Annotated in this window: 21 protein-coding genes; 6 read left to right on the forward strand and 15 right to left on the reverse strand. The window is 67.1% G+C overall.

Going from position 1 to position 20,585, the window contains the following annotated elements:
- The first annotated feature begins 23 nt into the window (after nt 1–23).
- Together HV783_RS05760 and HV783_RS05765 are read left to right on the forward strand one after the other, a co-directional pair.
- On the forward strand, nt 24–1,754 hold the full coding sequence (locus HV783_RS05760; protein ID WP_175188799.1) for an ArnT family glycosyltransferase: 1,731 nt from the start codon (nt 24–26) through the stop codon (nt 1,752–1,754).
- Entirely contained in the window at nt 1,751–3,157 is a 1,407-nt protein-coding gene (locus HV783_RS05765; RefSeq protein ID WP_064526915.1) for an MATE family efflux transporter, read from the forward strand. Before HV783_RS05760 ends, HV783_RS05765 begins: the two co-directional genes overlap by 4 nt.
- A 110-nt stretch (nt 3,158–3,267) precedes the next feature.
- On the opposite strand, the gene paaK is transcribed toward HV783_RS05765, so the two are convergent.
- The 9 genes from paaK to paaA all read right to left on the reverse strand — a co-directional run bounded on the left by paaK (nt 3,268) and on the right by paaA (nt 11,414).
- Nucleotides 3,268–4,584 carry a phenylacetate--CoA ligase PaaK gene (gene paaK / locus HV783_RS05770; protein ID WP_049072393.1) on the reverse strand — a complete coding sequence of 439 codons (1,317 nt, stop codon included), beginning with the start codon at nt 4,582–4,584 and terminating at the stop codon, nt 3,268–3,270.
- 93 nt (nt 4,585–4,677) lie between these two features.
- Complete coding sequence (gene paaI / locus HV783_RS05775; RefSeq protein WP_049072392.1) at nt 4,678–5,151, reverse strand: hydroxyphenylacetyl-CoA thioesterase PaaI; 474 nt, start codon at nt 5,149–5,151, stop codon at nt 4,678–4,680.
- Nucleotides 5,151–5,939 (reverse strand): 2-(1,2-epoxy-1,2-dihydrophenyl)acetyl-CoA isomerase PaaG, encoded by a 789-nt coding sequence (gene paaG / locus HV783_RS05780; RefSeq protein ID WP_054484665.1) that lies wholly within the window; start codon nt 5,937–5,939, stop codon nt 5,151–5,153. Before paaG ends, paaI begins: the two co-directional genes overlap by 1 nt.
- A 15-nt stretch (nt 5,940–5,954) precedes the next feature.
- The gene (gene paaN, locus HV783_RS05785) at nt 5,955–7,619 is read right to left on the reverse strand and encodes a phenylacetic acid degradation protein PaaN (protein ID WP_054501430.1); all 1,665 of its coding nucleotides are present in this window, start codon (nt 7,617–7,619) and stop codon (nt 5,955–5,957) included.
- Between the two features lie 45 nt (nt 7,620–7,664).
- Nucleotides 7,665–8,753 carry a 1,2-phenylacetyl-CoA epoxidase subunit PaaE gene (gene paaE, locus HV783_RS05790; RefSeq protein WP_175188800.1) on the reverse strand — a complete coding sequence of 363 codons (1,089 nt, stop codon included), beginning with the start codon at nt 8,751–8,753 and terminating at the stop codon, nt 7,665–7,667.
- Nucleotides 8,754–8,767: 14 nt separating this feature from the next.
- Entirely contained in the window at nt 8,768–9,274 is a 507-nt protein-coding gene (paaD, locus tag HV783_RS05795) for a 1,2-phenylacetyl-CoA epoxidase subunit PaaD (RefSeq protein ID WP_144655014.1), read from the reverse strand.
- Nucleotides 9,271–10,035: a 1,2-phenylacetyl-CoA epoxidase subunit PaaC gene (paaC, locus tag HV783_RS05800; protein WP_020924565.1), complete on the reverse strand. Its 765-nt coding sequence runs from the start codon at nt 10,033–10,035 to the stop codon at nt 9,271–9,273. The genes paaD and paaC overlap by 4 nt, the downstream gene beginning before the upstream one ends.
- Before the next feature lie 15 nt (nt 10,036–10,050).
- Nucleotides 10,051–10,335 carry a 1,2-phenylacetyl-CoA epoxidase subunit PaaB gene (paaB, locus tag HV783_RS05805; RefSeq protein WP_006388300.1) on the reverse strand — a complete coding sequence of 95 codons (285 nt, stop codon included), beginning with the start codon at nt 10,333–10,335 and terminating at the stop codon, nt 10,051–10,053.
- Nucleotides 10,336–10,424: 89 nt separating this feature from the next.
- Nucleotides 10,425–11,414, reverse strand: a complete 990-nt coding sequence (gene paaA, locus HV783_RS05810) for a 1,2-phenylacetyl-CoA epoxidase subunit PaaA (protein ID WP_049072388.1) — start codon at nt 11,412–11,414, stop codon at nt 10,425–10,427.
- A gap of 173 nt (nt 11,415–11,587) precedes the next feature.
- On the opposite strand from paaA, the gene paaX reads away from it, so the two are divergent.
- Nucleotides 11,588–12,517 carry a phenylacetic acid degradation operon negative regulatory protein PaaX gene (paaX, locus tag HV783_RS05815; protein ID WP_054501432.1) on the forward strand — a complete coding sequence of 310 codons (930 nt, stop codon included), beginning with the start codon at nt 11,588–11,590 and terminating at the stop codon, nt 12,515–12,517.
- Nucleotides 12,518–12,526: 9 nt separating this feature from the next.
- On the opposite strand, the gene HV783_RS05820 is transcribed toward paaX, so the two are convergent.
- Both HV783_RS05820 and orn read right to left on the reverse strand, forming a co-directional pair.
- A complete protein-coding gene (locus HV783_RS05820) occupies nt 12,527–13,159 on the reverse strand; it encodes an NAD(P)H-hydrate epimerase (protein WP_175188801.1) in 633 nt (210 codons plus the stop codon).
- A gap of 36 nt (nt 13,160–13,195) precedes the next feature.
- Nucleotides 13,196–13,741 carry an oligoribonuclease gene (orn, locus tag HV783_RS05825; protein WP_026382789.1) on the reverse strand — a complete coding sequence of 182 codons (546 nt, stop codon included), beginning with the start codon at nt 13,739–13,741 and terminating at the stop codon, nt 13,196–13,198.
- A 76-nt stretch (nt 13,742–13,817) separates the two neighbouring features.
- Between orn and HV783_RS05830 the strand changes: the two genes are divergently transcribed.
- A complete protein-coding gene (locus HV783_RS05830) occupies nt 13,818–15,068 on the forward strand; it encodes a M48 family metallopeptidase (RefSeq protein ID WP_175188802.1) in 1,251 nt (416 codons plus the stop codon).
- Nucleotides 15,065–16,027 (forward strand): ribosome small subunit-dependent GTPase A, encoded by a 963-nt coding sequence (gene rsgA / locus HV783_RS05835; RefSeq protein ID WP_081273567.1) that lies wholly within the window; start codon nt 15,065–15,067, stop codon nt 16,025–16,027. Before HV783_RS05830 ends, rsgA begins: the two co-directional genes overlap by 4 nt.
- A 51-nt stretch (nt 16,028–16,078) precedes the next feature.
- Here rsgA and HV783_RS05840 read toward each other — a convergent pair whose 3' ends face one another.
- The gene (locus tag HV783_RS05840; protein WP_054501435.1) at nt 16,079–16,810 is read right to left on the reverse strand and encodes a CoA pyrophosphatase; all 732 of its coding nucleotides are present in this window, start codon (nt 16,808–16,810) and stop codon (nt 16,079–16,081) included.
- Nucleotides 16,811–16,934: 124 nt separating this feature from the next.
- Entirely contained in the window at nt 16,935–17,315 is a 381-nt protein-coding gene (gene rplS, locus HV783_RS05845; RefSeq protein WP_006218237.1) for a 50S ribosomal protein L19, read from the reverse strand.
- 234 nt (nt 17,316–17,549) lie between these two features.
- On the opposite strand from rplS, the gene HV783_RS05850 reads away from it, so the two are divergent.
- Complete coding sequence (locus HV783_RS05850; RefSeq protein ID WP_054501436.1) at nt 17,550–18,422, forward strand: EamA family transporter; 873 nt, start codon at nt 17,550–17,552, stop codon at nt 18,420–18,422.
- 82 nt (nt 18,423–18,504) lie between these two features.
- Here HV783_RS05850 and HV783_RS05855 read toward each other — a convergent pair whose 3' ends face one another.
- Together HV783_RS05855 and HV783_RS05860 are read right to left on the reverse strand one after the other, a co-directional pair.
- Entirely contained in the window at nt 18,505–18,966 is a 462-nt protein-coding gene (locus HV783_RS05855) for a hypothetical protein (protein ID WP_054501437.1), read from the reverse strand.
- Nucleotides 18,967–19,038: 72 nt separating this feature from the next.
- Entirely contained in the window at nt 19,039–20,379 is a 1,341-nt protein-coding gene (locus HV783_RS05860; protein ID WP_175188803.1) for a PA0069 family radical SAM protein, read from the reverse strand.
- Nucleotides 20,380–20,585: the final 206 nt, after the last annotated feature.

The following is a 20,585-nucleotide window of genomic DNA, read 5'->3' on the forward strand; positions in this document are numbered from 1 at the left end:
ATCTCTCGGTTACATTAACGCCCGTGTCCCCACTTTCCATTTCCACTCCGGCCCGACTGACGTCCGTGGCCACCGCGAAACTGCCCAGGCTGATCCTGCTGGGGCTGGCCCTGGCGTATATCGTCGCCGGCCTGTTCATGCGCGACCCGTGGAAGACCGACGACGCGGTCGGGCTGGCGACGATGATCACCGCCATCCGCGAAGGCGGGATCACCTGGCTGCTGCCGCAAGTGGGGCACCTGGCGCATGCCGAGGAAGGTCCGCTGATCACCTGGATCGGCGCGATCAGCATCTGGCTGTTCGGCCCCCTCATCGGCGACATCACCGCCGGTCGCCTGCCCAATTTGCTGTGGTTTGGCGTGACGGCCATGAGCGTCTGGTACGGCACCTACCTGCTCGGCCGCCGCGCCGAAGCCCAGCCGCTGGCGCTGCCCTTCGGTGGCGAACCGGAGCCGCGCGACTACGGCCGCATGCTGGCCGACGCCGCCCTGCTGCTGTTGCTGGCCACGGTCGGCATCCTGCAGCGCACCCATGAAACCACGGTGGTGCCCGCCATCATGGCGTGCCAGGCGCTGGCCTTCTATTCGCTGGCGCGCACCGTGGACCGCCCCGTCACCGGCTCGACCACGCTGGGCATCGCATTGGCGGCCAGCTTCCTCACGCGCGGCTGGATCGGCGCCCTGCCGATCATGGTCGCCGCCCTGTTCGCGTTCTATCCGCGCGGGCCGCTCTGGAAATGCAAGCGCTGGCTGCCCTGGGCCGCGCTGGTCGCCGCCGTCCTGATCCTGGCCTGGTGGATCCCGGCCAGCCAGAGCAGCGAATACTGGATCCGCAACTGGAAGACCTGGAACCTGGCGTCCTTCGCCGTGCCCACCTTGCACGATGTGGGCCGCACGCTGCGCGACCTGCCCTGGTACCTGTGGCCGACCTGGCCGCTGGCCCTGCTGGCCATCTGGCGCTGGCGCGCCTGGATCTATGCGCCGCACATCTGGGTGCCGCTGATGCTGCTGATCTGCTCGGCCCTGGTGCTGTTCGGGCTGGACGAGGCAAGCGACTCCGAATACGTGCTGCTGGCCGTGCCCTGCGCGGTGCTGGGGGCGTTCTCGCTGCCGACCCTGCGGCGCGGCGTGGTCAACACGCTGGACTGGTTCGCCGTGATGTGTTTTTCGCTGACCGCCGCCACCGCGTGGCTCGGCTGGATCGCCCTGCACTTTCACTGGCCGGCGCAGATCGCCCGGAACATCGGCCGCCAGACCACCGGCTACGAACCCGTCATTTCCTGGACCGCCTTCGCCCTGGGCGTGGCCTTCACCATCGGCTGGATCGCGCTGGTCGTCTGGCGCCTGCGGGTCAAGCCCCAGGCGCTGTGGCGCGGCACCGTGCTATCGGCCGGCGGCCTGACCGTCACCTGGATCCTGCTGGTGCTGCTGTGGCAGCCGGCGGTCGACTACGCCCGCAGCTACCGCACGGTATCCGGCGAACTGGCGCAGGCGATCGAACAGAACATCCGGCCGGGCGAATGCGTGCGCGGCCTGAGCCTGGGCAGCGGGCAGCGCGCCTCGTTCCTGATCTTCAACAACCTGACGTTCACGTTCGATTCGAAGTGCACGCTGGTGCTGCAGCAGACCACCAACCAGAGCTTGCGCGACAACACCGCCGCCTACAGCGACAGCGCCGACGTGCTGTGGCAAGGCGGGCGCCGCGCCGATCGCCAGGAAGTGTTCCGCCTGCTGCGAGTCGGCCCCACCCGATGACGCCTGCCCAACCGGCGGCGCCCGGTTTCGGCGCCACCCTGCGCAACATCGCCAAACAGGCGTGGCCGGTCCTGGTGAGCCAATGGGCCGGCATCTCGTTCGGCGTCCTCGATACCGCCATGACCGGCCACGCCAGCGCCAACGACCTGGCGGCGATGGCGCTGTCCGCGTCGATCTACATCACCGTGTTCGTGGGCCTGATGGGCGTGGTCCACGCCCTCATCCCGATCCTGGCGCAGCACTTCGGCGCCGGCAACAATCGCGAAGTCGGCCGTAGTTGGGGCCAGGGCGTGTGGCTGGCGCTGGGCCTGTCAGCGGTGGGCGCCATCCTGATGCTGTTCCCGAACTTCTGGCTGTCGATGTCCGGCAACGTCGATCCCGGGGTGCGCGAGCGCATCGCCTCGTACCTGCGCGCGCTGATCCTGGCACTGCCGGCCGCGCTGGTGTTCCGCACCATCTACGCGCTCGGCACCTCGGTGTCGCGGCCCAAGCTGGTGATGGCGATCAATCTCACCGCCATCGGCTTCAAGGCCTTCTTCAACTGGCTGTTCATCTACGGCAGCCTGGGCCTGCCGGCGATGGGCGCCACCGGCGCCGGGCTGGCCACCGCCATGGTCTCGTGGATGAGCCTGGGGCTGGGCCTGTGGGTCATCACCCACGACCGCTATTACCGCCGCTTCCACCTGCACGTCGGCCGGCCCGACTGGAAGACGCTGAAAGAACTGCTGCGGCTGGGCATCCCCATGGGCGGTTCGTATCTGGTGGAAGTCTCGGCCTTCACGTTCATGGCCCTGCTGGTGGCGCGCGAGGGCACTTTCGTGACTGGCGGCCACCAGATCATGTCGAACCTGGCCGCGCTGTGCTACATGATGCCGATGGCACTGGGCGTGGCCACCGCCGCACTGACGGCGCAGGCGATCGGCGCGGGCAACCTCGCGCATGCCCACCGCACCGGCATGGCGGGCCTGGCGCTGGGGCTGATGGGCGCCCTGCTGACCGCGGTAGTACTACTGGCAGGTCGCCCGCTGATCCTGGCGGCCTACACCGATAATTCCCAGGTGGCCGCGGTGGCGACCACGCTGCTGGCGGTGCTGCCGCTGTTCCACCTGTTCGACTCCATGCAGTGCATCAACTCGTACCTGCTGCGGGCCTACAAGGTGGCGGTGGTGCCGCTGCTGCTGCAGACGGTGGCACTGGCCGGCGTCGGCCTGGTCGGCGGCTGGTGGTTCGGTTTCGGACCGGGGCGCGGCGGCCTGGACGGGCTGCGCGAGATCCTGGTGCCCGGCTCGCCGCAGGGGGCGGGCAGCATGTGGCTGATGGCCATGGTCGGCCTGGCGCTGTCGGCCACGCTGCTGCACTTCTGGTACCGCCACATCGTGCGCGACGTGGCGCGGCAGGCCTGACGGCGCGCCCGACGGGCAGCGACGGCGCGAAAAAAAGCAGCCCGAGGGCTGCTTTTTTCATGGCGATGTGGCCGCCGCGCCCGTTGCCGGCGGCGGGACCCGCAGCGCGCTCAGCCCTTGGGACGCTTGTCGATCACACGGCGGGCCTTGCCGGTCAGCGTGCGCTCGACGTGGCCGGCGTCCGACACCTGGATGCGGGCGCTGACGCCGATGTGCGTCTTGACCGCATGCTGCAGTTGCTTGCCCAGCGCGGCGCGCTCGGCGTCCGACAGGGTCGAGAACTCGGCGCGGACTTCCGTCAGGATCTCGAGCTCGTCCATGTTGCCGGTGCGCGACAGCACCAACTGATAATGCGGCGCCAGTTGCGCGATCTTGAGCACCAGTTCCTCGACCTGGGTCGGGAACATGTTCACGCCGCGCACGATCAGCATGTCGTCGCTGCGGCCGGTGATCTTGCCGATGCGGCGCATGCTGCGCGCGGTGGGCGGCAACAGGCGGGTCAGGTCGCGGGTGCGGTAGCGGATGATGGGCATCGCTTCCTTGGTGAGCGAGGTGAACACCAGTTCGCCCGGCTCGCCGTCCGCCACGGGCTCACCCGTATCCGGATTGATGATCTCGGCGTAGAAGTGGTCTTCCCACACCACCGGGCCGTCCTTGGTCTCGACGCACTCGCTGGCCACGCCCGGGCCCATCACTTCGGACAGGCCGTAGATGTCGACCGCGTCGATGCCGGCCTCGGCCTCGATATCGGCGCGCATCTGCCCGGTCCAGGGCTCGGCGCCGAAGATGCCGATGCGCAGCGAACTTTGACGCGGATCAATCCCCTGGCGGCGCTGCTCCTCCAGAATATTGCAGAAATAGGAGGGCGTGACCATGATGATGTCCGGACGGAAATCGTTGATCAGTTGCACCTGCTTTTCAGTCTGCCCGCCCGACATCGGGATGACGGTGCAACCCAGGCGTTCGGCGCCGTAATGCGCGCCCAGGCCGCCGGTGAACAGGCCGTAGCCGTAGGCCACGTGCACCGTGTCGCCGGGCTTGCCGCCGGCCGCGCGGATCGAGCGCGCCACCAGGTTGGCCCAGTTGTCCAGGTCGCGCTGGGTGTAGCCCACCACGGTCGGCTTGCCGGTCGTGCCGCTGGAGGCGTGGATGCGCGAAATGCGCTCGCGCGGCACCGCGAACATGCCGAACGGATAGTTCTCGCGCAGTTCCTTCTTGGTGGTAAACGGGAACTTCGAAATGTCGGACAACTGCTTCAGGTCGTCCGGATGCACGCCGATCTCGTCGAACGCCTTCTTGTAGTGCGGCACGTTCTCGTAGGCGTGCTTGAGCGACCACTTCAGGCGCTCGAGCTGCAGCGCGCGCAGCTCATCCTGGCTGGCATGCTCGATGGGGTCCAGCCCCGGCTTGCTCATGGTGTTGGACATGGTTATCTCTCTCCTGGAATGCATCCTCCGATCCGGGGGGCGCGCCGCGCGCCCGCCTCGGCCGGTGGTCTTGTCTCTGGTTGGTTGACGCGTTCAAGCCTCGGCCGGCGTGCCGACGATCTGCCCCTTGATGCGATAGGATCGGCCACGGAACAGGGCGACATTGCGGCCATCCTGGTTGGTGACCGTCACGTCGTACACCCCGGTGCGCCCGGCCAGCGAGCGCTCCTGCGCCACCGCGGTCAGCAGGTCGCCCTCGAAGCCGGGGGCCAGGTAATCGATGGTGCAGCCCGACGCCACGGTGCTGACGTTGCGCGAATTGCAGGAAAAGGCGAAGGCGCTGTCGGCCAGCGCGAAGATGAAGCCGCCATGGCAGGTCTTGTGGCCGTTGAGCATGTCGGGACGGACCCGCATGGTCAGGCGCGCATAGCCGGGCGCCATTTCCTCGACCTTCATGTCCAGGCCTTGCGAGGCCGCGTCGCCGGCATACATCACCGTGCCCACGGCCTGCGCCAGTTCCTGCGGATCGGTCGGCGCCTCCACGGGCGGAACGTGCGTGCTGCTCATCATTGCCCCTTGAACTGCGGTTCACGCTTGCCCAGGAACGCGGCCACGCCTTCGGCGTAGTCGGCGCTGCGGCCCAGTTCGCGCATCATGTCGCGCTCCAGGTCCAACTGGGTCGCCAGGTCATTGCCCAGGCTGGCCTGCAAGGCGCGCTTGGTGAAGGCCAGGCCCTTGGTCGGCGCGCGCGAGAAATGTTGCGCCAGGTTTTCCAGGGTCGTGTCGAACGCGTCGTCGGCCACGCATTGCCAGATCAGGCCCCAGGCCTCGGCCTGGCGCGCGCTGAGCTTGTCGCCCAGCATCGCCAGCCCCATGGCGCGGGCACGGCCGACCAGGCGCGGCAGCACGAAGGTGCCACCCGTGTCTGGGATCAGGCCTAGCTTGCAGAACGACTGGATGAAGTTGGCCGATTCCTTGGCGATGACGATGTCGCCGGCGAAGGCCAGGTTGGCGCCCGCCCCCGCCGCCACGCCATTGACCCCGACCACCACCGGCATCGGCAGCGCGTTCAGGCGCCGCACCAGCGGCGCGTAGAACTTGTCGACGGTCTCGCCCAGGTCGGGCGGCGTGCCGTCGGGCGCGGGTTTGCGCTCGCTCAGGTCCTGGCCGGCGCAGAAGCCGCGGCCGGCGCCGGTAAGCACCAGCACGCGCGCGCCCTCGGTCTCGACGCGGGTCAGCGCATCCGCCACTTCAGCGTGCATGTTGGCGGTGAAGCTGTTGAGCTTGTCCGGACGGTTCAGCGTCAGGCGGGCGATGCCGTCGGCCAGTTCGAATTGGATGTCTTGATAGGTCATGTCCCGTTCCACCGTTCAAATATGGCGGCGCGTCTGCACCACGCGGAAGCGGTTGGACACGTAGGCCGAGTCGGACAGCGCCGCATTGGCCGCCGGATTGGCGCCGGTGCCGTGGAAGTCGCTGAATGCCGCGGTCTGGTTGACGAACACCGCGCCGGTCAGGTTCAGCGACAGCGACACGCCGGACTCTTCCGCCGCTTCCTGCACCTGCTCGGCCACCTCGTTGCTGGTGGTGTAGGCCGACAGCGACAGCGCGCCGTGCTCGATCACGCTGTCGCGCGCGATCTGGATGCTGTGCGCGGTGGAATCGGTGGCGACCACGAAGGCGATCGGGCCGAACCATTCCTGGCTGATGGCGGGATTGCCGGCCTCGGCGCGCAGCAGCAGCGGCGTGCGCACGCGGGCATTCTCGAACTGCGGATGCGTCAGCGTCTTGCTGTCGGCCACCACCGGCAGGCCCAGCGCGCGGGCCTTCTCGATGCGTTCGACGATGCCTTCGTTCTGGATCGCGCCGGTCAGTTCGACGGCCTTGGCGGCGTCGGCGCCGAGCTTGTCGACCGCGGCGCCCAGGGCGGCGGCCACCTCATCGAAGCTGACACGGCCTTCCGGCGTCCGGATGCCGTCGCGCGGCACGTAGATGTTCTGCGGCGCCGTGCACATCTGGCCCGAATACAACGCCAGCGAGAACGCCAGGTTGCGCGCCACGCCCTTCAGGTCGGCGGCCGAATCGATGATGACCTGGTTGACGCCGGCCTTCTCGGTGTAGACCAGCGCCTGGCGGGCATTGTTTTCCAGCCAGTCGCCGTTGGCGGTGCTGCCGGTGAAGTCGATGATCTTGACCGCGGGATCCAGCGCCAGCTGGCGCGCGGTGTCTTCCTCGGCGGTGTGCGCGGCCAGCAGCACCACATCCGGATCGAAGCCGGCTTCCTGCAGCACTTCGCGCGCCACCTTGACGGTCAGCGCCAGCGGCAGGATCGCGCCCGGGTGCGGCTTGACGATGACGGTGTTGCCCGTGGCCAGGCTGGCGAACAGGCCGGGGTAGCCGTTCCAGGTCGGGAAGGTCGAGCAGCCGATTACCAGCGCCACGCCGCGCGGCACCACGGTGAAGTGCTTTTCCATGCGGATGGGATCGTTCTTGCCCTGCGGCTTTTCCCAGATGGCGACGCCGGGGATGCGCGACATTTCCTGCCAGGCGTAGGCCACGGCCTCGAAGCCGCGGTCCTGCGCGTGCGGGCCGCCGGCCTGGAAGGCCATCATGAAGCCCTGGCCGGTGGTGTGCTGCACGGCGTAGGCCATCTCGAAGCTCAGCTTGTTCAGGCGCGCCAGGATTTCCAGCGACACGCCCACCCACGCCTGCGGGCCGGCGCGGCGCCAGTCCTGCAGCGCGCGCTTGGATGCGGCCACCAGCTTGGCGGCGGGCACGTGCGGATAGGTGATGCCCAGGTCGAAGCCGTAGGGCGACTTTTCGCCGCCGACGGTGCCGTCGGCGTCATGCAGGTTCAGCGGGAACGGCTTGCCGCGCAGCGCCTCGAAGGCGGCGCGGCCGTCGTCATTGGCGGTCTCGCCATAGTTGCGGGGGCTGGGCGACTCGGCGAACGGGCTCCAGTAGCCGCGCAGCGCGGCGGCGGCCAGGGCTTGTTCCAGCAGGGGCTGATGGCGTTCGAAGAATTTCTGGGACACTGCGTCTCTCCAAATGGAATGGGGGTCTGACTGGCGCGCGCCGGGTCAGGTTTCCTGGTCGAAGTCGATCACCAGGCGGTCGCTGACCGGAAAGCTCTGGCAGCTCAGGATAAAGCCTCGAGCCACTTCGTAGTCTTCCAGGGCGAAATTGGCGTCCATGTCCACTTCGCCCTCGACCACCTTGCAGCGGCAGGTGGAACACACTCCGCCCTTGCACGAATACGGCAGCTCGATGCCCTGCGCCAGCGCCGAATCCAGCACGCTGTCTTTGTTCTTGTCGATCACGAACTTGCGGCTGTGGCCGTCCTGCACCACGGTCACCTCGCACTGACCCTTGCCGGGCGCCTGGCGGGCGTCCTGCCCCGTGCGCAACGCGCGCGGCCCCTTCGGGGCGCCGAACAGTTCGAACTTGATGTTCGCCTTCGGGATGCCGCGGGCCTGCAGCCGCTCGACCACGCTCTCGGTCATGGTCTGCGGACCGCAGACAAAAGCGTAGTCGATATCCTCGGGACTCATCCAGGCCGACATCAGCTGGTCGACCTTGTCGCCGTCCAGGCGGCCGTTGAACAGCTCGATGTCCTGGGTTTCGCGGCTCATGACGTAGACCAGCGAGAAGCGGTCCATGTACAGGTTCTTCAGGTCCTCGATCTCTTCGCGGAACAGCACGGCCGACGAGGCGCGGTTGCCGAAGAACAGCGTGAACTTGCTGTTCGGCTCGGTCGACAGCGCGGTCTTGACCAGCGAGAACACCGGCGTGATGCCGCTGCCCACCGCGAATGCCACGTAGTGGCGCTGGTTTTCCGGCGCAAAGTCGACGGTGAAGTTGCCGGCCGGCGCCATCACTTCCAGCGTCTGGCCCGGTTGCAGCTCGTGGTTGGCCCAGCTGGAGAAGACGCCCTCGTCGACCTTCTTGATCGCCACGCGCAGCAGCTTGTCGCGCGGCGCCGAACAGATCGAATAGGAGCGGCGCAGTTCCTCGCCGTTGAGCTGCGTGCGCAGCGTCAAATATTGGCCCGGCAGGAAGGCGAATTCATCGGCCAGCGTGTCGGGCAGGTCGAATGTCACGACCACCGCGTCGCGCGTGTTGCGCGCCACCGAGGCCACTTTCAGGGGGTGAAATTGGTTCAGGCTCATTCTCGAAACCACTCTCAGTGAGTCTTGAAGTAATCGAACGGCTCGCGGCAGCTTACGCAGCGGTACAGCGCCTTGCACGAGGTCGATCCGAAATTGCTGACCAGGCGCGTGTCGCGCGAACCGCAGCGCGGGCACTCGATGGCGGGCCCGGCATTGCGCCGGCTGATGCCCGAGATGTCGATGGCCTGTTGCGCGGGCGCGGCGATGCCATAGTCCTTGAGCGCGGCGCGGCCCTTCTCGCTCATCCAGTCGGTGGTCCAGGCGGGCGACAGGCGCGTCTCGACGCGCACCTCGCCGATGCCGTGGCGCGCCAGCACCTGGCGGATGTCTTCGGTGATCTCGCGCATCGCGGGGCAGCCGGAGTAGGTCGGCGTGATGACGACGACGCAGGCGTCGCCCTCGAACGCGACGTCCCGCACCACGCCCAGGTCCACCACCGACAGCACGGGGATCTCCGGATCGGGGACCTCCTGCAGCCAGGCGTAGACCTGCTCGATGGACGCGGGCGCGACGGCGTTCACCACTTGGCTCCCGGATAGGCGCGCGGCAGGTACTGCATTTCCGCCAGCACGTAGCCCAGTTCCTCGGTGTGCCGGCCCTGGCGGCCGCCACGGTGGGCCGGATGGTTTGCGGCCGCGGAGTCCGGCACGGTCAGCGTGGCTTCCTCGAGCACTTCGCGCACATGCTGTTCCCACGGCGCGCGCAGCGCGGCCAGCTCACAGCCGATGCCGCGCGCCGCCATGTCCTGGTCGATCGCGTCGTCGGTGAACAGCTCGCCGGTGAAGCGCCAGGCGTCGTCGATCGCCGCCTGCATCCTGGCGTGGCTGGTCTCGGTGCCATCGCCCAGGCGCACCACCATGTCCGACGAACGGCGCACGTGGTAGGTCACTTCCTTGAGCGACTTGGCGGCGATGCCGGCCACGCGCTCGTCCGACGATTGCGCCAGGCGCTGCAAGAGGAAGTAGTGCCAGACGTCGAACAGGAACTGGCGCGCCATGGTGTCGGCATAGTTGCCGTTGGGCCGTTCGACCAGCAGCGCATTGTGGAACTGATGGGCATCGCGCAGATAGGCCAGCGCGTCCTCGTCGCGGCCGGCGCCTTCCACCTCGCCGGCCAGCGTCAGCCACATGCGGGCCTGGCCCAGCAGGTCGAGCGCGGTGTTGGTCAGCGCCAGGTCCTCTTCCAGGATCGGGCCGTGGCCGGTCCAGGCGCCCAGGCGTTGCGACAGGATCAGCGTGGTGTCGCCCAGGCGCAGCAGGTATTCGAAGAAAGTCTTGTCCATGTCTCCCCCGCCGCCTTACATGTGCTTGATTTCTTCAGGCATCGGAAAGAACGTGGGATGCCGGTAGACCTTGCTGTTGGCCGGCTCGAACAAGGGATCCTTGTCGCCCGGGCTGCTGGCGGAAATGTCGGAAGCCCGCACCACCCAGATGCTCAGGCCTTCGTTGCGGCGGGTGTAGACGTCGCGGGCGTGGTTGATCGCCATTTCGGCGTCGGGCGCGTGCAGGCTGCCGACGTGCTTGTGCGCCAGGCCGTGCTGGCTGCGGATGAACACTTCCCACAGAGGCCAGTCTTTGCTCATGATGGATATCCTCGGATTCCGGGCGCGCGTGGCGCCCCGGGTATTGGATGGGTAAGGAGTTGGAAGGCCGGGCGCCGCCCGGCCAAGGCTCAGGCCGCCTTGCGCTCGGCCTGCTTGTCGGCGTAGGCGACCAGCGCCTCGCGCACCCAGGCGCCGTCTTCGTGCGCCTTGACGCGCGCCGCCAGGCGCTCGCGGTTGCAAGGGCCATTGCCCTTGAGCACGGCGTAGAACTCGGCCCAGTCGATTTCGCCGAAGTCGTAGTGGCCGCGCTCGGCGTTCCACTTCAGTTCGGGATCGGGAATGGTCAGGCCCAGGTATTCGGCCTGCGGCACGGTCTGGTCGACCATCTTCTGGCGCAGTTCGTCGTTGGAGAACAGCTTGATCTTCCAGGCCATCGACTGGGCGCTGTTGGGGGAGTCGGCGTCGGAGGGGCCGAACATCATCAGCGCCGGCCACCACCAGCGGTTCAGCGAGTCCTGCACCATGGCCTTCTGTTCGGGCGTGCCGTGCAGGCACATCTGCATCAGCAGGTCGTAGCCCTGGCGCTGGTGGAAGGACTCCTCCTTACAGACGCGCACCATGGCGCGGGCGTAGGGACCGTAGGAGCAACGGCACAGCGGGATCTGGTTGATGATGGCCGAGCCGTCGACCAGCCAGCCGATCATGCCGATATCGGCCCAACTGAGCGTGGGGTAATTGAAGATGCTGGAGTACTTGGCGCGGCCGGCATGCAGGTCGTCGATCAGGTCGTCGCGCGACACGCCCAGGGTCTCGGCGGCGCTGTACAGGTAGAGGCCGTGGCCGGCTTCGTCCTGCACCTTGGCCAGCAGGATGGCCTTGCGCTTGAGCGACGGGGCGCGCGTGATCCAGTTGCCTTCGGGCAGCATGCCCACGATTTCGGAGTGGGCGTGCTGCGAGATCTGGCGCACCAGGGTCTTGCGGTAGGCCTCGGGCATCCAGTCCTTGGCCTCGATCCGCACGCCTTCGTCGATGCGGCGCTGGAACGTCTGTTCACGGCCTTCGAGCTGGTCCGCGGTCTTGACCTGCTTGACGCCGGTTTCGACGAGTTGAGCGTACATGTTTTGTCTCCTTGAGACGGTTTGCGATAGCGCAAAGCAAACGCCGCGCAGGGCCGTCATGTCATAGGCGGATTATTTAATACAAAAAATCCATTGTCAAACTCAAATCTGTATCACATTGGATTTATGTATCATATTGAGGATCCCGATATCGGCCCCTTGCGGCCCCCCTTATGGCAAACCCTCAGTCGCCCCTGGACCGTTACCTGTCACGCCTCATCAAGAGTGATCCGCCGCGCGCCAAATCGCTTTGTGTCAGCTTGCTGGGGGACGCCCTGGCGCCCCATGGCGGCGCCATCTGGCTCGGCGACCTGATCGAATTGCTGGCGCCCCTGGGCATCAACGAGCGCCTGCTGCGCACCAGCGTGTTCCGGCTGGTCGCGCAGAACTGGCTGCAATCCGAACGGCATGGCCGCCGCAGCCTGTATCTGATCTCCGAGCAGGGCCTGCGCCACACGGCGCATGCGTCGCAGCGCATTTACGAAGGCGCGCCGCGGGAGTGGAGCGGAGAATGGACGCTGGTGGCGCTACCGCGCACTGGCAATGGCCTGGCCGAGCGCGCGGAACTGCGTCGCGAGCTGGTGTGGGAAGGATTCGGCATGGTCGCGCCCGGGCTGTTCGCCCATCCGCACACCGAGGCGCGCGCGGCGCACGACATCCTCGAAAAGCTGGGCATTCCGGACAAGGCGCTGGTGCTGTCGGCGCGCGATCTGGCGGGCGCCGGCGGCCTGCCGATCGCGAGCCTCGCGTCGCAATGCTGGAACCTGGAAGACGTGGCCGAGCAATACCGGCAGTTCAGCCGGAATTTCGGGCCACTGGAAAAACTGCTGGAAACGCCGCCAACGCCTTCCGACGCGTTCATCGCGCGGGTCATGCTGCTGCACAATTGGCGCCGGATCGTGTTGCACGATCCGCAGCTACCCGGCCCGATGCTGCCGGATAACTGGCCCGGCCACGCGGCGCGCGAACTCTGCGGCCGCATCTACTGGCAGGTGTTCGACGCCTCGGAAGCCCACCTGGGCGCCCTGGCCGGCCGCGACAACGAACGCTACGCGCCACTGGCCGCCGACATCGCCACGCGCTTCGGCGGACGTCCGGCGTAAGACAGCGGCTCAGCCGCCGTCGCCGGCTTGCGGTATCGCCACGCCCAACGCGTCAACATGGGATTCGCCAACGGCAAGCGCCGCGCCGGGCTGGATGAGGCCCCTGGCCCGGGCGATGAAAGATAGTGTCCAACGAGCAAGGATCGGGCGCCCCAGCCTCGCCCCGGTGTCGGCATCCAGGCCGCTGGGCACGTCAAGCGCCAGGATCGGCACTCCCCAGCCATTGACCTGATCGACCAGCGCCTGCCAATCAGCCCCCAGGGGACGGTTCAGGCCGATACCAAACAGCCCATCGATGACCAGATCCGGCGCCCGCTGCGAGTCGAGGGCGATTTCGGTCGAACCGCCTGCGGCGATCCAGCCCGCGTAGGCGCGGGCGGCGTCGGCGGGCAGGCCCTGCGCGCCCTTGGGCATCACGACCCGCACCTCAAACCCCATGTGCCGCAGGTCCGTCGCCGCCACCAGGGCATCGCCGCCATTGTTGCCGGGCCCGGCCAGCGCCAGCACCGAGGCGCCGGGCGGCACGCGCGCGGCCACGAAGCGGGCCGCGGCGGCGCCCGCCAGCGGCATCAGGCGCCGGCCCTCGGCCAATGCCTGGCGCTCGGCGGCCCGGATCCGGGCGACGGGATGGGAGCTTGGCATGGCGATTGGCGGGCGAGGCCGCCACGTCGGGGCGGTTTACACCTTCAGGAAGTGTTCGCGGTAATACTTCAGTTCGTCGATCGATTCATAGATGTCGGCCAACGCCTCGTGACGGCTCTTCTTCTCGAAACCCTTGTACACGGCTGGCGCCCAGCGGCGCGCCAGTTCCTTGAGCGTGCTGACATCCAGGTTGCGGTAGTGGAAGAACTGTTCCAGGCGCGGCATGTAAGCAAACATGAATCGGCGGTCCTGGCTGATGGTGTTGCCGCACAGCGGCGACTTGCCGGCCGGCACGTGCTGCGCAAGAAACGCCAACAGCGTATCCTCTGCCTGCGCCTCGGAAATCGTCGATGCGCGGACCTTGTCGATCAGGCCGCTCTTGCCATGAGTGGATTTGTTCCAGTTGTCCATGGCGTCGAGCAGGCTGTCGGACTGGTGCACAACCAGCACGGGGCCTTCGGCGACCACGGTCAGGTCGGCCTCGGTCACCACCACGGCGACCTCGATGATGCGTTCTTTTTCAGGGTCCAGGCCGGTCATTTCCATGTCGAGCCAGACCAGGCGGTTTTCGTTCACAGCCATATAATTTGCCTATAAAAGACGCGATTTTCAAACCCGCGATTTTCGCACATACCCATTTGAGCCGGCCGCATCGCCCATGTTCACATTGCTGTTCGTTGCCTTCCTGCTGACCGATATTGCCGTGCGCATGTGGCTGGCCAGTCGCCAGATCCGCCACGTGGCGCGCCATCGCGACCAGGTGCCGCCGGAATTCTCCCACCGGATCGGCCTGGCGAGCCATCAGCGCGCCGCCGATTACACGGTCGCCAGGGTCAGGCTGGGCATGTTCGAACGCACCTATGATGCCATCCTGCTGATCTGCCTGACGCTGATGGGCGGCCTGCAGGTCATCGACCTGTGGGTAGGCCAGCTTACCAGCAACGACTTCCTGCGCCAGATGTTGCTGCTGGTGGCCGTGGCGCTGCTGCTGGGCCTGCTGGGGCTGCCCTTCACGCTGTGGCGGCAATTCAAGCTGGAAGCCCGCTTCGGTTTCAACCGCATGACGCCCGAGCTGTTCATCTCCGACGCGGCCAAGGGGCTGCTGGTGGCGGCGGTGCTGGGGCTGCCGCTGGCGGCCGCGGTGCTGTGGCTGATGGGCAGCGCGGGGCAGTACTGGTGGATCTGGGCCTGGGCGCTGTGGACGGTGTTCAACCTGGCGCTGCTCATCATCTATCCGATGTTCATCGCGCCGCTGTTCAACAAATTCACCCCACTGTCCGATCCGGAGCTGGCCGGCCGTATCCAGCGCCTGGCGCAGCGCTGCGGCTTTGCGCTCAACGGCCTGTTCGTGATGGACGGCTCGCGCCGTTCCGCCCACGGCAACGCCTATTTCACCGGCTTCGGCCGCTCGCGCCGCATCGTGTTCTTCGACACGCTGCTGGCGCGCCTGAACGCCGACGAGATCGAGGCCGTGCTGGCCCACGAACTGGGCCATTTCGCCAAGCGCCACATCATCAAGCGCATCGTCTTCAGCTTCGCTGCCGCGCTGGGCTTTTTCGCCATCCTGGGCTGGGTCGCCCAGCAACCCTGGTTCTACGTCGGCCTGGGGGTACTGCCCCAACTGGGCGGCCGCAACGACGCCATGGCGCTGCTGCTGTTCTTCCTGGCCATCCCCGTTTTCACCTTCGTCTTCACGCCGCTGGCCAGCTGGTATTCGCGCCGCGACGAGTTCGAGGCCGACCGCTACGCGGCCGAGCAGAGCTCGCCCGATCGCCTTGTCTCCGCCCTGGTCAAACTCTACGACGACAACGCCGCCACCCTGACGCCCGATCCCGTGCACTCCGCCTTCTACGACAGCCACCCCCCCGCCGCCGTGCGCATCCGCCACCTGACGGCGCCCGCGGCATGAGCATGAACGACCGGAACAAGACCGCCTTCCAGGACGCGCCCCAGGCGGGCGGGCGCGGCGACGCCGCCAACGAAGGCCGCATCATCGCGGCGCATGGCCGTCACTACACCGTCGAGCTGGCCGATGGCAGCCTGCGCAAGTGCTTCCCCCGCGGCAAGAAAGCCGGCGCGACAGTCGGCGACCGCGTCCGCATCACGCCCCAGGGTCTGGACGAGGGCGCCATCGATGCGATCCTGCCGCGGCGCAATCTGCTGTACCGCTCCGACGAAATGCGGTCCAAGCAGTTCGCCTCCAACGTCGACCAGTTGCTGATCGTGGTGGCGGTGCAGCCGACCTTCTCCGACGATCTCACCGGCCGCGCGCTGGCCGGCGCCTGGAGCGCCGGCATCGCGCCGTTGATCATCCTGAACAAGACCGACATCGTCGACGCCCTGCCCGCGGCCCGCGCCCGCCTGGCGCCAATCGCCGCGCTCGGCGTGGACATCATCGAACTGAGCGCGCTCGAACCCGAAAAGGTCCACACGCTGCTGGCGCCGCGCCTGGCCGGCCGCACCAACCTGCTGCTGGGACAGAGCGGCATGGGCAAGTCGACGCTGCTGAACGCGCTGGTGCCGGACGCCGCCGCGCCCACCCGCGAGCACTCGACCGCGCTGGACATGGGCAAGCACACCACCACCAGCACCCGCCTCTATCACCTGCCCGCACCGGGCGGCGACCTGATCGACTCGCCGGGGTTCCAGGCCTTCGGCCTGCAACACCTGAGCCGCGAGGACATCATCCGCGGCTTTCCGGAGTTCACCCAGCCGATCGAATCCTGCCGCTTCTACAACTGCACCCATCGCCATGAGCCGGGCTGCGGCGTGGTCGCGGCGCTGGACGCGGGCGCGATCGATCCGGCCCGCTACGCGCTATATCTGCGCATCCTGGACGAGAACCTGGCGGGACAACAGCGGTATTGAGCGACCCGCGAGGCGGCGCACGAGGGGCGCAGCAATCGCGCGCCCGCCTTGTCAACGCGGCTGCAAGCCGTTGCGCAGCAGGTGATAGAGGTTGCGCAGCATGCCGGCGGTGGCGCCCCAGATGAAGTGGCGGCCATAGGGCATGCCGTAATAGTGGCGCACCCGACCATCCTCGAGCCGCGCCTCGTACAGGCGGTGATTGGCCGGGTCCATCAGGAAAGACAGCGGCACCTCGAACACCTCGGCCACTTCGAACGCGTCCGGCGCCAACTGGAAGCCCGGGGTCACCAGCGACACCACGGGAATGATCGAGAAACCGGTGGCCGTCAGGTACGGCGGCATGCTGCCCAACACCTCGACGTGGTTGGCCGGCAGCCCGGTTTCCTCCTGTGCCTCGCGCAACGCCGCGGCGATCGGGGTGGCGTCGCTGGTCTCGATGCGGCCACCCGGAAAGCTGATCTGGCCGGCGTGATCATGCAAATGCGCCGCGCGCTGAGTCAGCATGATGTGCACGCCGTCATCACGGGTCACCAGCGGAATCAGCACGGCCGCCGGCACCGGCGCGCCTTCGCGGCCGGGATAGCGCAGATCGTTGTCGCGCGAGAGCTCAAGCGTCCAGGTGGAAGGCTGGCTGAGCGTGCCGCGCAGCTGGTCGGGCGTGAGCAGGCCGGACGGCACCGCCGGCAGGGAATCGTTGGCGACGACCCAGGGTTGCGACGCCGGATCAAATCCGGGGCGCGCCAATGGCCGTCGCGGCCGAGCGGAAGACGAGGAATCAGACATACGGCTTTTCAAAAAAGAAAAAGGCACCCTCGCAGGTGCCTTTTTAACCCGGAAACCCGTGCCGAACGAAAACGCTGGATGGCGTGTGCGTCCGACACTGGTGGGGCCGTGTGCCGATAAGCGATCAAGCCGCCGAGGCTTGCTTGCTGACCAGCTTTTCCTTGATACGCGCCGACTTGCCCGAGCGGTTGCGCAGGTAGTACAGCTTGGCGCGGCGCACGTCGCCGCGGCGCTTGACTTCGATGCCGGCGATTTGCGGCGAGTAGAGCTGGAACGTACGTTCCACGGCTTCACCCGACGAAATCTTGCGCACGGTGAACGCGGAGTTCAGGCCGCGGTTGCGCTTGGCGATCACGACGCCTTCGAAAGCCTGCACGCGCTTGCGGGTGCCTTCAACGACGTTCACGCTCACGATGACGGTGTCACCGGGAGCAAATTCAGGCTTGGCTTGGCCGCCGGTCAGGCGGGCAATCTCTTCCTGTTCCAGGATAGCGATAAGGTTCATTGAGAACTCCTAGATCATCATGCCTTTGCGGACTAAAGCGCTTTGCCGTTCGATGTTGTTCACGCCTGCCAAAAAGGCCAGGCCATGTACCGCAAGCAGAGGATGAGATTTGGCAAACCAATGATTCTACACCAAAAATTGGCGGATGCCTCAGGTAACATGGCGCCCTGCCCGCAGGTTTGCGGTACCCTAGCGGTTTCTGTAACAAACACGTCATAAGACGCTGTTCCCCTCATGTCGTACTCGTCCCTGTTATTGGTCGTCCTGGCGGCGATGGCCCACGCAACGTGGAATCTGCTTGCCAAGCGCGCGGCCATGGTGGGCGCTCCGTTCGTGTTCGCCTACGGCCTGTGCGCTTCGGTACTGTATGCGCCGTGGGTGATCTGGGTGCTGCTGCACGACGGCATGACCTGGACCTGGCCCGTGGTGGGGGCGATCCTGACATCCAGCCTGTTGCATCTGGGCTACAGCCTGTGCCTGCAGCGCGGCTATCAGGTGGCCGACCTGTCTGTGGTGTACCCGATCGCCCGGGGCACCGGCCCCCTGCTCTCCACGACTGGCGCCTTCCTGCTGCTGCGCGAACCGGCCACCGCCACCGGCATTGCCGGCATGCTCTGCGTGGTGATCGGGGTGCTGCTGATCGCCACCCAGGGACGGCTGGCGATCTTCCGCAACGCGCAGGCCTGGGTGGGCGTGCGCTGGGGCATGGTGATCGGCCTGTTCATCGCCGCCTACACCGTGGTGGATGCCTATGGCGTCAAGGTGCTGCTGATCAGCCCGGTGCTGTTCGACTGGTTCACCTGTGTCACCCGCACCGCGATGATGACCCCGCACATGGTAAAGCGCCGCGCGCAGGCGTGGGAACTGATGCGCGGCCACTGGCATCTGGCCCTGGCGGTGGGACTGCTGTCGCCACTGGGCTACATCCTGGTGCTGTATGCGCTGCGCAATGGCGCGCCGCTGAGCCTGGTGGCGCCGGCGCGGGAAATGTCGATGATGCTGGGCACGCTGGCAGGCATGTTCCTGCTGCGCGAGAAAGTCGGCCCCGGCCGTCTTGCGGGCTGCCTGTCGATCCTGGCGGGCGTCGTGCTGCTGGGCTCGACCTGAAAAGCCCCGGCCCGGTGCTGGAACCGGCGCCACCTTCCGTGCAGCCATCCTGCCGGTTTCGGACTCCGGCGCCGGCCTGCTCTCAAAAGCCGCCGGCCACGCCCAACCACATGAGGGCGGGAATCATCGCGCCCCACGCCAGCACCAGCACCACGTCCACGACCATGCTTTTCACGCTGACCTGATCCGACACCGGTTCGACCGTGGCGTTGCCCAGGCTGCGCTCGCGGGGCGCCTGGACGACGTTGCCGACCGGCAGGGCGTCGACCGCCGCCGGCGGAAACGGCCACCGGCCGGGCAGCGTGCCCGCCCGCTTGCGCGGCTCGACTTCCGCGGGCGTCGCCACACCGTCAGCGGCGGGCACCGCAAGATCGATGGATACGGCGCCCCTCGCATGGCTGCTCGCCGGCGTGGCCGACCCGGGCATGGCCAGCCCCGCGAAGCGCGCATAGATGGCGCGGGCGCGTTGCGCCGCACGGCGCAGCGGCGTCAGGGAAACAACGGCGAGATCATCCGGCAGGACGGAAAGCTGAGCGGTGTTCATGAGGAACTCCTAATAACGCGATCAAGAACCGCGGCGACACGCCGCGGCGGCGACCCAAGGCTGGGCCGTGGGTCAATCGAACAACGACAACTGCCCGGCGACCATCGCGCGCAACTGGCGCGCGCCGCGCCCGTAGGCGCCGGCAACCGGCAAGGCACTGGCAAAAGGGACCCCTGAAGACGCTTTCGCGTCAGCCGGGGATGGGAAAACGGGAGCGCCGGCAGCGGCTGGCGGGAACAAGGCGGCCGAACCACCGGCGGGCGCCGGGGCCAGGAAACGGTCGCAGTCGAGGGCAAGCCGGTGGCGGTTCAGGCCAAGCTTGCGGGTGGCCACGGCGAAGCGCTGGCGCAGCAGGTCGGCCCAGATGCCGGTGCCCCGCATGCGCGAACCGAAGTTGGGATCGTTGCGGCGGCCGTTGCGCAGGTCTTCGATACGGTGGAGCACGCGCTGCGCACGGTCGGGGAAATGGGCGTTGAGCCAGTCCTCGAACAGCGTTTTGACTTCCCAGGGCAGGCGGATGACGGTGTAGCTGGCGTAGTGCGCACCGGCCGCCTTGGACTCCTGCAGGATGTGTTCCATGGCGTCATCGTTGATGAACGGGATCACGGGCGCCACCAGCACGCCGACCGGCACGCCGGCGGCGGTCAGGCTGCGCACGGCCTCCAGGCGGCGCCACGGCGCCGCGGCGCGCGGCTCGAGCGTGCGGGCCATGTCGGCGTCCAGCGTGGTGATGCTCATGTAGACGACCACGAGGTTCTGTTCGGCCAACGCCGCCAGGAGGTCGAGGTCGCGCGCCACCAGGGCGTTCTTGGTGACGATGGTGAGGGGGTGGCGGGTCTCGAGCATCAGCTCGAGCATGCCGCGCGTCAGGCGCCAGTCGCGCTCGATAGGCTGGTAGGCGTCGGTGGCCGATCCGATGTTGATGGGCGACGGCTTGTAGCCGGGACGGCTGATTTCCGCCCGCAGCGCCTCTACGGCGTTGGCCTTGGCCACCAGCCGCGTCTCGAAATCGAGGCCGGGGGAGTAGCCCAGGTAGGAATGGGTGGGACGGGCGTAGCAATAGACGCAGCCATGCTCGCAGCCACGGTAGGGATTGACGGCCACGTCGAAGGGGATGTCGGGCGAATCGTTGCGCGACAGGATCTTGCGGGCTTCTTCGGCGGTGACGGTGGTCTTGGGGGCTGCGGGCGCCCGGCGGATGTCGGGCAGGATGGGGATGACGGAAGTATTGGGGACGGCATCAACGAAATCGGCCGGGAGGCCCGAAGCGGACCAGCCATCGTCGACCTGCACGCGATCGTCTTTCTGGAAGCGATGCCGAACATTAGTAACCGCACCCCGACCGCGCAAGGCGGCGGGGGCGGCAGCCGGGGACCCAGAACCGGCGGGAAAAGAATGATCGGTGCGTGCCATGAAAACAACTGTACAAAAACACAGTGGTTTTGACAAGCACCAAAAGCCTTTTCGTAAGACAGCCCCACTTTACCGCAAGACGAAGACGGCGTCCGGACAATTCGATTTCATGTTGCGATATCGCCCGGAAATCCGCGCCGGCATTGGGTTTGGAATAAAAACAACACCCAAAAACCGGTGCGGGGCGGGCCCTTCCCGCCCCGACT

The sequence above is a fragment of the Achromobacter dolens genome, assembly GCF_902859745.1.
Classification (GTDB): Bacteria; Pseudomonadota; Gammaproteobacteria; order Burkholderiales; family Burkholderiaceae_B; genus Achromobacter; species Achromobacter dolens.

Excerpts from the sequence above, each read along its gene's own strand:
- paaA (WP_049072388.1), bottom strand. The coding sequence starts at position 11,414 with ATGTACGCTCAACTCGTCGAAACCGGCGTCAAGCAGGTCAAGACCGCG.
- paaG (WP_054484665.1), bottom strand. The coding sequence starts at position 5,939 with ATGACCTATCAAGACATCCAATTCGAACTGGCCGACGGCATCGCCCGC.
- paaE (WP_175188800.1), bottom strand. The coding sequence starts at position 8,753 with ATGAGCCTGAACCAATTTCACCCCCTGAAAGTGGCCTCGGTGGCGCGC.
- HV783_RS05830 (WP_175188802.1), top strand. The coding sequence starts at position 13,818 with ATGTTCACATTGCTGTTCGTTGCCTTCCTGCTGACCGATATTGCCGTG.
- orn (WP_026382789.1), bottom strand. The coding sequence starts at position 13,741 with ATGGCTGTGAACGAAAACCGCCTGGTCTGGCTCGACATGGAAATGACC.
- rsgA (WP_081273567.1), top strand. The coding sequence starts at position 15,065 with ATGAGCATGAACGACCGGAACAAGACCGCCTTCCAGGACGCGCCCCAG.
- HV783_RS05765 (WP_064526915.1), top strand. The coding sequence starts at position 1,751 with ATGACGCCTGCCCAACCGGCGGCGCCCGGTTTCGGCGCCACCCTGCGC.
- HV783_RS05820 (WP_175188801.1), bottom strand. The coding sequence starts at position 13,159 with ATGCCAAGCTCCCATCCCGTCGCCCGGATCCGGGCCGCCGAGCGCCAG.
- HV783_RS05860 (WP_175188803.1), bottom strand. The coding sequence starts at position 20,379 with ATGGCACGCACCGATCATTCTTTTCCCGCCGGTTCTGGGTCCCCGGCT.
- HV783_RS05840 (WP_054501435.1), bottom strand. The coding sequence starts at position 16,810 with ATGTCTGATTCCTCGTCTTCCGCTCGGCCGCGACGGCCATTGGCGCGC.
- paaK (WP_049072393.1), bottom strand. The coding sequence starts at position 4,584 with ATGTCCAACACCATGAGCAAGCCGGGGCTGGACCCCATCGAGCATGCC.
- rplS (WP_006218237.1), bottom strand. The coding sequence starts at position 17,315 with ATGAACCTTATCGCTATCCTGGAACAGGAAGAGATTGCCCGCCTGACC.
- paaB (WP_006388300.1), bottom strand. The coding sequence starts at position 10,335 with ATGAGCAAAGACTGGCCTCTGTGGGAAGTGTTCATCCGCAGCCAGCAC.
- paaC (WP_020924565.1), bottom strand. The coding sequence starts at position 10,035 with ATGGACAAGACTTTCTTCGAATACCTGCTGCGCCTGGGCGACACCACG.
- paaX (WP_054501432.1), top strand. The coding sequence starts at position 11,588 with ATGGCAAACCCTCAGTCGCCCCTGGACCGTTACCTGTCACGCCTCATC.
- HV783_RS05855 (WP_054501437.1), bottom strand. The coding sequence starts at position 18,966 with ATGAACACCGCTCAGCTTTCCGTCCTGCCGGATGATCTCGCCGTTGTT.
- HV783_RS05850 (WP_054501436.1), top strand. The coding sequence starts at position 17,550 with ATGTCGTACTCGTCCCTGTTATTGGTCGTCCTGGCGGCGATGGCCCAC.
- paaI (WP_049072392.1), bottom strand. The coding sequence starts at position 5,151 with ATGAGCAGCACGCACGTTCCGCCCGTGGAGGCGCCGACCGATCCGCAG.